Here is a 13,793-nt window from a genome sequence, read left to right on the forward strand (position 1 = left end):
GCCACGAGATGAGACAACACTTCTCGAAGAACAACACAAGGCCGGTCGTCGCGGCCACTAGACCTACTGAAAAAACATGCATTTGAACGATATTCTTTCGGAAAAACGACTCGCACGTCTCTTCGACTCCGGAGAAGCGCCATGTATGGTCGAGATGTGGATCCTCCAGATAAAGTCTGTGGATGGTGTTACCACCCAGATGGTGTACGGGCGTATCTTGCCGTCCGACTTCGTGAACAATACGTGGAACACTCAGCGCGAGGATTCGTTCAAGCCTGTCGAGGAATTGTTCGAAGCACAGGTCAAACGCGTTACTACCTTTGTCGAATCGAATCGGGTACGTGACCTTCTGACACTTCTAGTCGAAGGTAAGTCCCTTGGCGACGCAAGCCAGAGCACCGGCATCAAACTCTCACAAGCAGCAGTCCGATTTGCCGGTGTCACGCTGAGCAGCGCGCTCGCGCTACGACCGGTAATGCACCTGCCGACCCGCGACTACTTCCTGTTCAGGACCAAGAGATTAAGTCAGGCGAGCAATGCAAGCATGGACAGCGCTGCCGTTACGTGTCTGTCAAAAGGTGAGATGTTTACCCTGGATGGCTATGCGCGACCTGAACTGGCCAAACTGGTAACCGACGCTCTGAAGGCTGGTACTGGACTTGACTTCTCAAGCGTGGACGCGTGGAGACTTGGCGACATCGAACTTGGAGTATTCCCCGCGCTGGATGACGCCGAACGGCAACTTGTGAAAGTTCAGACATCGCTAAAGTCTGATCCCCCGGGTGTACGGGTATCCATTGCAAAGGACCTGCTGCCAGGTGTTGCAGGTGATATTGAAATAGAGTTGCAGCTTCTCAACGACGACTGTGCATTTTACGTTAGCCGTACGAAAACGTCAGAGACCGGGCGGTGGCCACGGGAGGTTTGGCTCGATGTTCCTGCGCATCAAGTCGGCATGGTGGATGCACTCACCGTGCTGGTTGAGACGCGGGAACATGGCTCTGTCACGTCGTTTCGACGCTTTCATTGGGGCGCGCATCTGGTTCGGGAAGTAGGAGTGCAGATGCAAATGCAAGGCAATATCACTCGTGTCAATTTCGATTGGCTAAAAATAGCTTTGCATCGTTCACATACCGAGCGTCTCGAGGCAGCACAGACAATCTCTCGAAGCAATCACACATCACTCAACGTCGTAGGTGGCCGCAAGGCTGATCCATGGGTAACAGCCAATCGACTGGTAGCCGACGTAACATCGAAGCTCGTACCTCCCGCTTCAGAAGCACAATTTCTCGAACGGTATTCGGAGGGCGATAACACGGGACGGCTTGCGCTTGCAGAGTGGCTCAAGCGTCTCTTCGCGGTGCATCAAGACAAACATATCGTCTGGTTTGATCCGTTCATGGAGGATGTCGGGATCACGCTCATCAACAAGTATGGCTTCACGAACGGAAGCTACGTCATATTTACGCATGCTCTGAAACCGCAGACCATTGATAACTGGTACGAGCACATCCTGCACAGGAACGCGCACGGCCACATTGACGATGAGCCAGATACTCCGGTTGGCACCCGCGTCTCCCGACTGGTCTCCGCCTGTAAAGCCTGGAACCGTCAAATGAAGGGCGTTCGACTGCAGGTTGTAGGTCTTCCCGACGAAACGCTCCACGACCGGATGATAGTTATCAGAGATGTAAAAATGGAACCGGTGGTGGGATTCCATCTGTCGAACTCGATTCAGAAGGCGAACGAGAATTTCCCATTGCTCATCACGCCGATTCCCTTCGATGTGCTACGGCAAGTTTGCGACTACACCGACAGGATGTTGCAGCGTGTAGCCGAGCGCGCGTCCGACGTACCACACGAAGGCGTCGATGCAATGGTACTGTTCGATTCGAACGATGAGCCAAATATACGCGAGACAGGCTCGCATCCAGACCTTTTTTCCATGCAACGCGCTGGAGACGTACTTTCCTGGTGGACCGGGTACGACTCGCTGGCTCATTTGACTGGGAATACGCTACAAAATTTACTTCAAGGTCTTTCTTTGCTCGATGAAAGCGAGAGATTTCATACGGAGGCGTTTGATCATGTGCCGGAGAAATTCTGGTCGCACGGGCAGGATGTATCCGATTTCAATTCATGGTGGGACGCAATGGCAACCTTGCTGGCCCACTCACCAGCGGGGGTTTATGTTACGGAGTTGAGCACCAATCCGCCCGCGCCCAATGACGCACTAAGTAATTTGCTCGTGGAGTTCCTGCGCGTGGATCGTGCAGACGCAATTCAACCACTGCACAGCGGCCCGATTGCAGACACAATGAAGGAGATGCAAAGTTCGCACGAAGAGCTTCTGCGGACACATCGTTATCGCCATCATGCGTATCACGAGCGTTTCACCAGGCTTTCATGGGGCGACCAATACGCTTTGAAAGTGCTGTGGTACTTCGCACCCCAGGCGCTAGTGCGATGGATGGAGCAGCAGGCTGAGGGGCCTAACGACGATAATCGTCGACGCCAGTTATTGCTGTTCCAGGCGATATCGCACATCTCCCTCGGGACGGGGTTCGGTTGTTCGAATGCCCAGCTCGACGCGCTCCTGTCGAGCAGCAATCACTATGTCCAATGGCTGGGTTTCGTAGCACTGGAAACCCTTCTTCAGGACGACCACAAGTTACTCCCTCGGATCCAGGACGTCGGACATCTTTCTCAGGTTCAGAAGGCCTGCGTTCTGGGATGGCTTCTTGCACGAAGCGGCCGCGGCACAACGCCATTGCGGATTGCAATAATTGCCGAGTTGCATCAGATGCTTCCGCAGGAGATTGACAAGGGTGCACTGGATGCTCTTCTCGATTCGATGCGGAACCCTCTCGGCAGGATCTACGAAGCTAAACCATGGATTCTGGCCGACGTAATCGCTCCCTTGGTTGAAGCCGAAAGACTTTCTCCCGACGATGTTGCACAGGCATGGGTGGATGAGCTTTTTGCGTACTGGAAACAGTCCGAATCGCGTGGCACCCTGCTATTCGACGTTCAAAGCGAAGGTGTGTTTACTGAGCAAATTGCAGCGCTTCTGCTGTGCTGCTCGGCCTCCAAACAGAAGGAACTTCTGAAACGATTCTCAACCGAAGCGGACTCCATCCATCGGACGGTCACGCAAATTCTCGCGCACCAAGTGAATTACTCACGCACCCGCGACGAATATCACAAGGCAATGTGGATCGGAAGCCTAGTTCGTCTTATGTTCGCGAACGCAAGTGGCCCGATACCACGCGCTCAGATGGAAGAGATGGGGAAGATATATAAAAAAACAGCTGGCATTGTCGATCGGACAGATTGGTCCGAATCTAGTACAGTCGAGGGACCTTTGCTTCGGTATTGGAAAGTCGTTACGAATCTACTCGAATTTAAAAAATAGGTCTTTGTCCTGCCGCTATGACGGCAGAGCGATTAGGCTAGTTATGTAGTCCGTCAACGATGAACAAAAACATTGTTTTCACGGCAGGAGCATCCATATTGAAAAGGTATCTGCCGGCCAGAGCACCAGCGACCGGCCGCACGGCGAATTTTGAAAGGTACGGTTCTCGCCGGGACACGGGTGTGATTGGCCGTTGGCATGACCGCCATGCGCTCTGGCTTCTACACTTCGACACCGTAGCTGAGTTGGGACGTCCCGACTGTCTAACGCAAGCCAATTAGCACTCAATGGCCCGACTTGGGAGTATGTCGCGCAGAGGTCGGCCGATATAAACTAGGTCCCTGTACCGTCAGGGTTAGGGATACGCTGCAATTATCATTGATTGCATCGACCCGACGAGAGATACCAAATACAAGTCACTTTCATTAACGATGACGGGGTAACAGGATGTCGAACGAAATTCCACCAGAGACCGAAGAGGCATTGGACAGTAGAGAACCGGCCCACGCCGGCGCTCCGCCAATTGACAGCGCTTCGGGCGACGAGCCAGACACGCCCCCGGTCGACGTCGACGCCGACAGGGAGTGGAATTGGCCGCGTCGAGCAAAGGTGCAGGCTTGGCCGGACCTAATCCAGTGGGCGGCCGTGTCATTTTTTGTTTCAGTCGCCATAGTATGGGTGGCAGCAGGGATTTCCAGTTCGCTCACCTTGCAGCCCGATCAGTACGGAATCTTACTTGCCGTATTGTCTGCCATTACCGGACTTGTTGTCGGCGCGTTTGACGACAGACCGAAAAAAATCGAAGACATGGAGACTTACAATGACGAAGAGGCTAAAGCAATCGCGTTGACTGCAAAAGAGGACGGCAATTGGTGTGCCGCCGGAATGGCAGCCTTCGGTCTTCCTGCTCTCCTTGCTCGCATTTATGCACCAGCTGGTGGAAGTCACTATTGGAACGCGATCGGAGTCACAATGGCTACCTTCGTTGTTTTTTTTGGCGCGACGATTGCTGTCCGGACAACAAGGGCAGAGATCGCGCGTCAGAAAGCGAAGTTTGATGCTCACAATCTCGCGCTCCGGAAGCAGAATCCGCCGGCAAACAGCGGCCTGAATAAAACATAGTCTCGCCTGGCGGAAGCATTGTCCCATGGCAGTCGGCGAACGCGACGAACAGTTGGTGTTCAATGACGGGCCGGCGATCTGCACGACACGGTGGCCGGGTGAATTCTTCGTCGGATCGATCGCGCCGTCGTTCCCGACACCGGACCACCTCGCATTAAATCCATGCAGGATCGTTGAAGAACCCATATCTATGGAACTGGCAGCAGGGTTGCTGTTGCAACACAGCGCGGCCCGTAAAAGCGCCTAGGCCTAGGCCCGAGACGAAATGAAAAATCAGAGAGAGTCAGTCGTTCAGCTACCCACGAAGGTCGTTGCGCGGCGGATGGCGGAGGAAGATGCCAAGGTGCTTCGCCGTGCGCCCGTTTCGCCGTTGGACAAGTATCAGCAGTCGATCGCCCGCTGTGCGGACTGGAATATCCAGGAAATGCCGGTGATGACGTTGCCGCGCGGACTCACGGATTTTCTCAGCCTCGAGCTCCGGGACTGCGGGAACGCGCTGATTGAGGAGACACGGCAACTGAACAACGGCTTCGTCGGGGTTTCGATGTCCGAGGTGGTGGCCCTGATGGTCGCCGACTTCGAGCTTCACGATTTGCGTGAGCGAGTCCTCAAATGGACCGAGGAATCTATCTCGGAGGTGGTGTATCGATATCGGCGCCAGATTCAACGTTCGCCCTTCGACGCGTACATGCACCTGTCACACACGTTCCTCAGTGATATCGATACCCGCATTGCCCACGGTGAAGACCGGATGTACCAACGAGTCTGGGGTAGCGTGATTGATTGCATGGCCTATCTGATGATCGAGGCCTGCTTCATGAAGACCGGATACGCCTCGTTGGAATTCGACGATAGTCCGGCACATCGCACGAGTCTGATCGGGCCGATCGTCGCGAATCAGGGTGAGGCCCATGCGTTTGGTGGCATCCTGAACTTGTTCGGGGTTGAGCCGGCCGCGTATCTAAAAGAGGTAGTGCTAGCCCCTCTCGCGAAGGTACTCCGCAGCGACAGGTTCGCTGAATCTCGCGGCGATCTCAGGACGCGGCTGAATACGTACCTTGGCGACCTCTTGGAAGCGTGGCCCCGTCTCTGCGGGTCAGCGAGATCCTGGAGGTATATCTTCGCGATTCCCGGAACCGGCTGTTCGGCCGCATTCCGATTCATTGCGTCACAGGGAGTCGGAACGATTTACGTCTCCGACAGCGAAGAGAGTCTGCGCCGAGGCCTGGAAACGAACTTTTTTAGAGGTGCGTTCAACATCGGTCTTGACGGGGCGCTCAGTGTCATCCCGCATCCGTGGTTGACCGTCGATCGCATGCTCGACGAAAGAGATGCCCTGAGCGTCTCTGTGTGGTTTCTGGAGCAGGTTCACGGGAGGGTCGTAGAAGACTATCTGAAGATCCGACATGCCGAACCGGCTCATCCAGATAATGCGTCAGACCTCGACGAGTCCGCGCCCGAGTCAGACCAGATCGAAGCTGGTGAGATCGCGACCTACGCGGCTTGGCTTGACGAAGTACGCCGGGACGAGGGGGAAGATGGCCAACCATCGAGCGAGGGCGGGAGATCGGGCGACGACGCGGCGCAGATCACGATCCACGCCCTGCCTCAAATTCGCCAAAGCCGCTTCTTCAAGATCCTCAGGGCATGCGGCGTCGAGGTTGTGCAAGGGAAAGGATCAGAGAAGAAGCTGTTGAGAGCGGGAGCGCACCCATTTCGACTCGGCAGTCATTACGGTCCGAATCCAACGATCCCGTCCTTCCTAGCCTGCCAGATTCTCCGGCGCCTTGAGATCAGCCGTTCGGAGTGGGTCGCCGCGGTCAACGATCTCTAGATTGTGGCGACGGCCCGTGGCGCGGGGCAGATTGGCGCCCGGTCCCGGGCTCTCAACCATCCTGTCCGCGATGTGCCCAGGGGCGTAGTTGGCCAGCGGTCCAGATGGTGAGGGGGGCACGCTTAGCGGCATTGAAAAGGCCCACTCGACGAGTGGGCCTTTGAGAGGTGGGGCGGAATACATACTGCGGAACAACGTCCAGGCCTGTATGCCCCGCTCCCTGTTTTCTTTGGTAAAAACGAATCACTTGCCGCGCGGGCGAAGCGACATTGCGCGGATTCACGATGCGCTCGCTGGCTCATCCAACCGCGCCCGCCTCAAGGGCCTTTATGTAACGCAGCACGTCGTCGGCACGTCCGTTTGAGACGAGCTGTTCGGCGGTCTGGCCTTCAAAGATAGGCAACCGTTCGTTCCGAAGCCAACCAATAGTACTACATAGGTTACCCGAAATTTGGGTCGCCGCGCAGATGATAAGAAGCGCATCCCGCCTCCATTTCCTGGCATCCGCAGGGTAGGGCACGTGGTCAGCAGCCCAGCCAATCTGGCTCGGCAGCACCCTTCTCTGTACTGCCATGTCGGCCATCACGTACTCGCGAAAGATCGATGTGATGTTCTCGTCGTCCGCCTCTTTCACCGCTTGCAGGATCTGCTCGCGAAACCACGCCTCGTAATCGTCACTCATTGGCCATTGCCCCCTGACCGTCGCCCCCCGCTTTCCGGCGTCGATACTTTTCGTACTTTTCAGCTAGCGTGTAAACATAGTCGAAAATCGCCACCGTAAAGTCGATGATATCTTGAGCGTCTTCCTTCGTGGTTTCGACATCAGAGGCGTGCGCTCCGATATTGCGCTCGACGCGCAACGCATCGGCCCACTCGTGAAGACGCTGGTCAATAACACCCCTCGACTTCAGGTCGGCTAGCCCTTTTGCGAGCATTTGCGGTTTTCCGGTCTTTTCTTTGATGAGCCGCTCAAGTGCGCGCCCACACATAACTGCAGCAGCGGGATAAATTCCATGACTAAAGCATTTTTGGGCGGCGCTAACGTCACGCCTAGCGGCTGCTGGGACCGACGGCCCCAGGTCCGCCAGCGCAGGGACCGGCCACAACCGTTCCGCCGTATCCCATGCCCAATTTCCGAATTGATCTCTGAACAGCACCGTGGCGCCGAAGAGCGCCTGTTGGCAAGAAGGACACGCGACGAGGATGTACGCCCGATCCTCGGCGTCACCAACCCAAGAAGTCACCTCAGACTTCACGCGAACCTCGCACTGCGGGCAGTCGATAACGATTATCTGTTTTTCGCTCATCAGCTCCTCACTGGCCTCCACCGCGACCACACACACTCGACATTCGACTCAGCAGCCATGATGTCACGTTGCCGACGAATCTGACCCCGCCCCGAATTTCGTCGGTGGCGTCCAAGTGAGTGTCGTGGACCCCGCCAGAACTTACACCAGCTTCGAGAGCCGCCGCTGCGGTGCTCATTGTCGCTATCCTTCATGCATTTTCAGATTATTTATCACCTTTAAGCACCGCTCTCCAAGCCCACCAACCTTGACTTCAATTCAACACAAAGATACAAAAGCGCTCGGTTTTGCCGTTTAAGCATCTCATTTTCCGCCAAAACGCTTTGTAAATTTGGAGCAAGCTTTGGCGGCCTGGATTTTTGTGGTTGACGTAGAGATCTTACGCGACTAACAAAATCTGGATGATTTTCATAGAGACTAGCCCGACTAACCTTTGCCAATTTACAGACCTGTGATAGAGATATCGAGGCATCCCCTTCCGCGACAAGATACTCCAATGCAACCTCCGCACGAGTTATCGCAGGCAAGCGCATATCATCGTTACTCATGCTGCTCTCCATCATCGACAACTCCAAAACTGTTTGCGTTAATCTGACGAAGCAACATGGTAGAGCGCGCCAATCTCTGCTCCACGAAATGTCTCGTCTGATCCGGGAGAGATTTTTTTTGGAGAAATACTTCGTCCGCGCGAAATCGCGCTTCCCACCATGGCCTATGAGCCTCAGTTACCGCGAAGTTGCTGCATCGCGCACAGACATCTGGCGAGCGCTCAATCTCATTTGGCCCCGACTCATCCCCGTGGCACGCAGAGAGTTGCTCGACGTACACACAGTATCCCCAATGACATGGAGCCAATTTTATACCTTCGCCAATCATCTTTTCGACCAACGAGGCTAGTGACCGCTTACCGCGAAATGAATGATTCTCATAATACTTAGATTTCAAGGACATAAGTGACGCCCCCGCCTTACCACCCACTATATCGGCTGCAATCAGGTCCATCAAATGTAGCGCAAGATCCTCTTGATTTGCACGATCAAGGAGTTCATCAAGTTCAATGTCTACCCCAACGTAAAACTTGTCGGTAATTCCGCTATGGACATGTCCATAGTGTTGCGCCAGCGCCTCCAACGCTCGCTTGTCGCGGGTAACCGCAAACCGTGCGAATGTCTTTCTTCCCTGATGGGGATGTAGTCGCGCCCCTGTAGGAAGAGGATGCTCACGCCATGAGGATCGAGCAAAATTGCGTAAAAGAATCGCCGCATGGGCTTCGCTCATACGACGGAACGACTGTGCTCGACGCGGCAAGGATCCGTTACCGCCCGGCGATAAAAGCAACGCATTTCTTTGCTCGCCAAGAAATGCGAATATTTTCTCTGCCAATTGCAAAGATCTGCAAACCGGCGACGGCGCTATCCATTTATGGCCTCTTCCATTTGATTTCGCAACCGTTCCTTCAATATATATATATTTATACCCACCAGAATGCGTATGTTCAGTCAGACACCCACGTCTAAGGGTAACAAGCTCGCTTACGCGGAGCCCGCACAGGAATAACACCTGAACAACAATCGAGCCAAGCGTCAAACGCAGTGCCTCACGAACCACCTCATAGGTGGGGCGTCCCTGCAGTCTTGTCGCACTTAAGAGTTCACGAAATTCGGGGGTCTCGGCGAGCGCCGCGAGAAAACGATCCGTATCTCTTCGAAGAGCTGTTCTCGACTTGAACGCGGTCTCGTGATGTACCTTCCAAATTTGCTCCAGTATCGGAATAAGCATGGGACCAATCTGGTCGGCCCAGTTTATGGCATCCTCAATTAGTGGAACCGAGAATTTTTCCTGGAGTGGTGCCCATCTCGATAAGGGAGCCCCCGCATTTCGCCATTTTATGAAGGACTCGTGCATCATCGGATTGAAACGCAGACCGGTCCGACAGCGATCGCGAACCAACCACATATCGTTAAACATTGCACACCATGCCTGGACGGTTTTTTTGTGAGAACACCTCTCGGCCGCCCAACCACACCCCGCATGAAATTGTTCACTGACTCGGGAGTCAGATCGCTAAAGCGCCACAGACCGCGCTTAGACATCCATTTGACGAGCGTGCGAACCTTTGAGAATCGGTTATTTATCGAACGCGCGCCGATTCCGCCTAGACGCTCCTCTCTCCATGCAATGACAGCTTCAAGATATTCCTTTGCGTTGTCTCTGATCAATTGCCTTTGGTAAGCACTCGCGTCGCCATGAATGTCAAGGCTCTGCCAATTAATGATAACCGGCCCTTCTTGCAGCTTGTCGTTCTGCAAAAGCCAAGTTGAGCGATCAACTCTCTTGATTAGATCAGGTTTCCGCATATCGCTAGTCCACCCTAGGAAGAGGCCAGTGATTCCGCATGTGTGAGGCTGCATCCAAGATGACGGGGCTGACCTTCTGAATTAGCTCGTCCTGCAAAATCGATATCGTCGCCCCATACAAGAGATCAAAACGCCTTACCCATCCCTCAACTTCCGCCTCGGCACGCCTGTTCCGAAGTTGATCCAGCGAATCCAAGAGACGGGCAACGATCTTCGGGTCGTCAAGCGGCACTATTGCGCCTGGACACGTCGCACACTGTTGGAAATGCTCGCAGAGTTGTCCGCGGACGGATCCCGTCGCAAGTCCCGCAAGTGGATCTCGGCATAGAAAACCGAAAACTGTTTCCGAAGGGTTCTTCGAAATGCTGGTACGCTGATCGGTCGCGCTGGCTTGGAGCCTGCTGTTCATCGACATAGAAATCAGTTCGCCCTGAAAGCGATGGATGAGCTGGTCATGGACCTCGCGGAGTAGTGGCTCGTCTATATATCGCCTGGTTGTAGCGGTAGACCGATGATTTAGCCTCTCCTTAACGACACGCACATCGCCCGTCTCACGGAAAATTATGGTGGCACCCGTCTTTCTCAACTGCTTGAAGTCGAAGTGCTCGAGCTTGTGCTCTCGAATGAACTCGTCGAGCATGATATGAAAAAGTTGGATGCACGGAACCGCCGCTCGTCCATTGCAGTACGCCACAAATAATCTGTCTGAGAATCTTTCTCCCGACCACGGACGGAGTGGATCGTTGAGCGTCTTCAGTCGATTTATCAAATTTGGAGCAGACCATCGATGCGCGATTGGAAAGTCGGCTTTTTGTTCGCGCTGAGATCGAGGTTTTGACCAAACGACTGACGCAATGTCGGCACGTAGAGGGTGATCGCGGATGCAGTCGCAGCCAATGTCAAGAATGGCCATGGGGTTTCCGCTGGTCTGTGCCAGAATAGCAAGATAAAAGGGCAATATATCTCTTGCTGTTACGTGTAGCTGACTTATGATAGCTCGCACCCCGCCCAGCGCATCGACCTGTCTCGAGAACGCCTTACCCATTGCAATAACGTCACGTTTCTTCGGTATCCCGTTGCTCGTGAGCGCTACAAACCTACGCATAACCTCGCGACGAGCCTTGTCGCTGTCATCCTTGCAATCGTTGTCCAGCAGACTTCGCCCCGCCATGAGCCGTTGCTCGATCGCCGAGATCTCCTCATAGCACGCTTGCAGTACTTGCTTCATAGACTGCTCAGATAGAGCCGGTGATGGCTTCGGAGCACCTCGCTCGAAAGATCTCACATCAAGCCTAAAGCCCGAACTCACTATCCCTGGGTCAATTCTTGAGCTGGCAGTCACGATCGAAATGCCGACATTAAGAACGCTTTGTCTGGTGGCATTACATAGCGTGGTCTTTTCAAGCCAAATTCGGTAACGCAGGAGCATATCGGAAGGAAGTGGCATCTTCCTGTCCAAGCCTTCATCCTGCATAAACATGGACAGCTTCTTGCAGCAACGCCACACTTGTCTTTGCGTTTCGACCGCAAGATGACCACATTCAGTTTCGAACGCAACTCGAAGCGCCCGAGTCATCCGGTCAGAAAGATTCAGCTCTGAGAAATCGAGTAGCGTGCGAGAGTTTCCTTGGCGATCTTTGATCACGAAGGTGACTGGTGGGACATCGAGACTTGATCCATCGCTCACAATGTTCCTCCGTACAAAAAGTCCAGCGCTTCCTGAACCGCTGCCGAGTTGGCGTCCAACGCGCGAAGATAAATTTCTGTGGTTTCGATTGCCGTGTGTCCCAGCAGCATCTGGAGAGTTTTCAGAGGATTGATTGAGTCTCCGTTGTGCGCTCGCTCCTGAAGGTACTTGAGTGCCGTGACCGCATATGTATGCCGCAGGTGATGTAACGTTGCATCGATTCCCGCCGCATCTGCCGCTCGCCGAAATGCTGCCGAAAGTGCCGTTCGGTCGATTCTTCGGCCTCGTGCATTCAGAAAAATAAACGATTCATAGGTCGGTGCAGCTTTTGGTCTATCAGATAGCACGTACCAGCGCGTCTCGTCGATAAGCCGTGACGGCGCATACACTGTTACAGTTCGACCACCTTTTCTGACGAGATTAAGCTGCTCGATTGTCGACTTTTTCGCGGCGCCCAATGGCAAGTCCGATTTCCTGAGTCCGCACAATTCGAAGCGACGCAGTCCAGTGCAGACAGCCCATCGGAAAATCAGTCGATAGGGCTGAGGGGTACATGAAAGCAACGCGCGCAACTGCTCCGCTCCGAGTATCCGAGGCAACCTGCTTTCAGGGGCCCGAACGATCTGCCTCCGATGCGGCGCGTATGCTGCGAATCGACGGAACAGGCGACCACGATCTCGCCCGACAGCCCACTCGCCAAGTGGGCTCGGCATCTGTCGAGATAGCTGGCCCCACATATGAAATCGGACCGCTGTCATAGTCCGCAGATTCACCGTTGAGGCAGAGTAGCGGCGGTATTCGTCTGTCGAAGAACCGTGGATTAACTTGTTGCGGTAAAGCTTGACGTCTTGCTCCGTTGCGTCCTCCAAGCACTTCTGCACGCTCTGCAAATACTGCAACCACGCCACAATAGCTTCTCCATACGTGCGGACAGTGTCTCCTGTGACGCTGTTGCTATTTAGTGCCTGATCTAATGCGTAAAACGTTGCTGCCCAGTGTGGCAAACCATCTTCACCAACAATGATTGCCAGAGCTGGGAGGTCTTTGAACTGAAACGATGGGATCCCGCCGACACCAATCGCATCGACCAGTTCTGTCAAGCGGATTACTGCTTCACACGGATCACACAGCACCAAATGAATCTTCATTTTTCGGCGCCTCCAGGTCGTTCGCTCAGAACCTAAGGTTAATCGAGCTCGAAAAGTCGACGGAACGGACAGACAAAATACATAACCTAATCCCGGAATTCGACCGGCATGTGCTCGAGATGCTGCGCGAGCCGCTGGAGGCCGGCCGCATCACGATTTCACGCGCGGCCCAGCAAGCCGACTTTCCGGCCGCATGCCAGCTGATCGCCGCGATGAATCCGTGCCCGTGCGGCTGGCACGGCGATCCGTCGGGGCGCTGCCGCTGCTCGCCGGACGTCGCCGCGCGCTACCTGCGCAAGCTGTCGGGGCCGCTCGTCGACCGCATCGACATCCAGATCGACCTGCCCGCGCTGTCGCCGGCCGAGCTGGCGACGCGCGCGTCGGCGCCTGGCGAGCCGAGTGCCGCGGTCGCCGCGCGGGTTGCGCAGGCGCGTGCGCTGCAACTCGATCGGCAGGGCAAGACGAATCACATGCTGAGCGGCCGCGAGACGGACGACCTGTGCCGGCCGACCGACGAAGGCGAACGGCTGCTGCGCGAGGCCGGCGAGCGCTTCGGCTGGTCGGCGCGCGCGTATTACCGCGTGCTGAAGGTCGCGCGGACGATCGCCGACCTGGCCGGCGACCCGCTGCCGACGGCTGCGCAGATCGCCGAAGCGATCCGCTACCGGCGTGCGCTGACGGCGCTCTGAACGCCCTCGGAGGACAAAATCCGGCTGTCAAGACTTGACTTATGCACAATTTCACGAATCCGGCCCCGGATCGGGGCTCGGCGAGACCTTTGCGGCACGGAATCCGTATCTCGTTGTTTTAATTGATTTTTCTCAAAACGCGAGCGAGCGACCAAACGGGCCGGAAGGCCGTCCCGCGCGGCTTGGCGGGAAATCCGGGCAACTTTTCAACAAAGTTATCCACATGCGCTGTGG

The 13,793-nt window shown here is 55.0% G+C and carries 10 protein-coding genes and 1 pseudogene; 5 read left to right on the top strand and 6 right to left on the bottom strand.

Features of this window, described 5'->3' with window-relative positions:
• The first annotated feature begins 76 nt into the window (after positions 1 to 76).
• The 4 genes from BCEP18194_RS21185 to BCEP18194_RS21190 all read left to right on the top strand — a co-directional run bounded on the left by BCEP18194_RS21185 (position 77) and on the right by BCEP18194_RS21190 (position 6,371).
• Positions 77 to 3,415, top strand: a complete 3,339-nt coding sequence (locus BCEP18194_RS21185) for a VPA1262 family protein (RefSeq protein ID WP_011353303.1) — start codon at positions 77 to 79, stop codon at positions 3,413 to 3,415.
• 447 nt (positions 3,416 to 3,862) lie between these two features.
• Positions 3,863 to 4,537, top strand: a complete 675-nt coding sequence (locus BCEP18194_RS41245) for a hypothetical protein (protein ID WP_011353304.1) — start codon at positions 3,863 to 3,865, stop codon at positions 4,535 to 4,537.
• Between the two features lie 25 nt (positions 4,538 to 4,562).
• Positions 4,563 to 4,784 (top strand): hypothetical protein, encoded by a 222-nt coding sequence (locus BCEP18194_RS41250; RefSeq protein ID WP_157687197.1) that lies wholly within the window; start codon positions 4,563 to 4,565, stop codon positions 4,782 to 4,784.
• Between the two features lie 18 nt (positions 4,785 to 4,802).
• Complete coding sequence (locus BCEP18194_RS21190; RefSeq protein ID WP_157687198.1) at positions 4,803 to 6,371, top strand: hypothetical protein; 1,569 nt, start codon at positions 4,803 to 4,805, stop codon at positions 6,369 to 6,371.
• Between the two features lie 298 nt (positions 6,372 to 6,669).
• Here the strand turns inward: BCEP18194_RS21190 and BCEP18194_RS38760 are convergent, their stop codons facing one another.
• The 6 genes from BCEP18194_RS38760 to BCEP18194_RS39980 form a co-directional block, all read right to left on the bottom strand.
• A complete protein-coding gene (locus tag BCEP18194_RS38760) occupies positions 6,670 to 7,053 on the bottom strand; it encodes a hypothetical protein (RefSeq protein WP_011353306.1) in 384 nt (127 codons plus the stop codon).
• Positions 7,046 to 7,678 carry a DUF4145 domain-containing protein gene (locus BCEP18194_RS21200; RefSeq protein WP_011353307.1) on the bottom strand — a complete coding sequence of 211 codons (633 nt, stop codon included), beginning with the start codon at positions 7,676 to 7,678 and terminating at the stop codon, positions 7,046 to 7,048. Before BCEP18194_RS21200 ends, BCEP18194_RS38760 begins: the two co-directional genes overlap by 8 nt.
• Positions 7,679 to 7,896: 218 nt before the next feature.
• Complete coding sequence (locus BCEP18194_RS41255; RefSeq protein WP_157687199.1) at positions 7,897 to 8,226, bottom strand: hypothetical protein; 330 nt, start codon at positions 8,224 to 8,226, stop codon at positions 7,897 to 7,899.
• Positions 8,219 to 9,646 carry a site-specific integrase gene (locus BCEP18194_RS41260; RefSeq protein WP_011353308.1) on the bottom strand — a complete coding sequence of 476 codons (1,428 nt, stop codon included), beginning with the start codon at positions 9,644 to 9,646 and terminating at the stop codon, positions 8,219 to 8,221. The genes BCEP18194_RS41255 and BCEP18194_RS41260 overlap by 8 nt, the downstream gene beginning before the upstream one ends.
• Positions 9,647 to 10,039: 393 nt before the next feature.
• The gene (locus BCEP18194_RS41265; RefSeq protein ID WP_157687200.1) at positions 10,040 to 11,680 is read right to left on the bottom strand and encodes a tyrosine-type recombinase/integrase; all 1,641 of its coding nucleotides are present in this window, start codon (positions 11,678 to 11,680) and stop codon (positions 10,040 to 10,042) included.
• A gap of 38 nt (positions 11,681 to 11,718) precedes the next feature.
• Positions 11,719 to 12,870: a tyrosine-type recombinase/integrase gene (locus BCEP18194_RS39980; RefSeq protein WP_081436642.1), complete on the bottom strand. Its 1,152-nt coding sequence runs from the start codon at positions 12,868 to 12,870 to the stop codon at positions 11,719 to 11,721.
• 89 nt (positions 12,871 to 12,959) lie between these two features.
• On the opposite strand from BCEP18194_RS39980, the pseudogene BCEP18194_RS21210 reads away from it, so the two are divergent.
• Positions 12,960 to 13,559: pseudogene (locus BCEP18194_RS21210) on the top strand (ATP-binding protein); the annotation flags it as partial.
• Positions 13,560 to 13,793: the final 234 nt, after the last annotated feature.

Source organism: Burkholderia lata, from assembly GCF_000012945.1.
In the GTDB taxonomy this organism is placed as follows: domain Bacteria; phylum Pseudomonadota; class Gammaproteobacteria; order Burkholderiales; family Burkholderiaceae; genus Burkholderia; species Burkholderia lata.

Bases quoted from the DNA above. Each gene is read 5' to 3' on its own strand.
- BCEP18194_RS21185 (WP_011353303.1), top strand. From the start codon at position 77: ATGCATTTGAACGATATTCTTTCGGAAAAACGACTCGCACGTCTCTTC.
- BCEP18194_RS41245 (WP_011353304.1), top strand. From the start codon at position 3,863: ATGTCGAACGAAATTCCACCAGAGACCGAAGAGGCATTGGACAGTAGA.
- BCEP18194_RS41250 (WP_157687197.1), top strand. From the start codon at position 4,563: ATGGCAGTCGGCGAACGCGACGAACAGTTGGTGTTCAATGACGGGCCG.
- BCEP18194_RS21190 (WP_157687198.1), top strand. From the start codon at position 4,803: ATGAAAAATCAGAGAGAGTCAGTCGTTCAGCTACCCACGAAGGTCGTT.
- BCEP18194_RS38760 (WP_011353306.1), bottom strand. From the start codon at position 7,053: ATGAGTGACGATTACGAGGCGTGGTTTCGCGAGCAGATCCTGCAAGCG.
- BCEP18194_RS21200 (WP_011353307.1), bottom strand. From the start codon at position 7,678: ATGAGCGAAAAACAGATAATCGTTATCGACTGCCCGCAGTGCGAGGTT.
- BCEP18194_RS41255 (WP_157687199.1), bottom strand. From the start codon at position 8,226: ATGAGTAACGATGATATGCGCTTGCCTGCGATAACTCGTGCGGAGGTT.
- BCEP18194_RS41260 (WP_011353308.1), bottom strand. From the start codon at position 9,646: ATGTTTAACGATATGTGGTTGGTTCGCGATCGCTGTCGGACCGGTCTG.
- BCEP18194_RS39980 (WP_081436642.1), bottom strand. From the start codon at position 12,870: ATGAAGATTCATTTGGTGCTGTGTGATCCGTGTGAAGCAGTAATCCGC.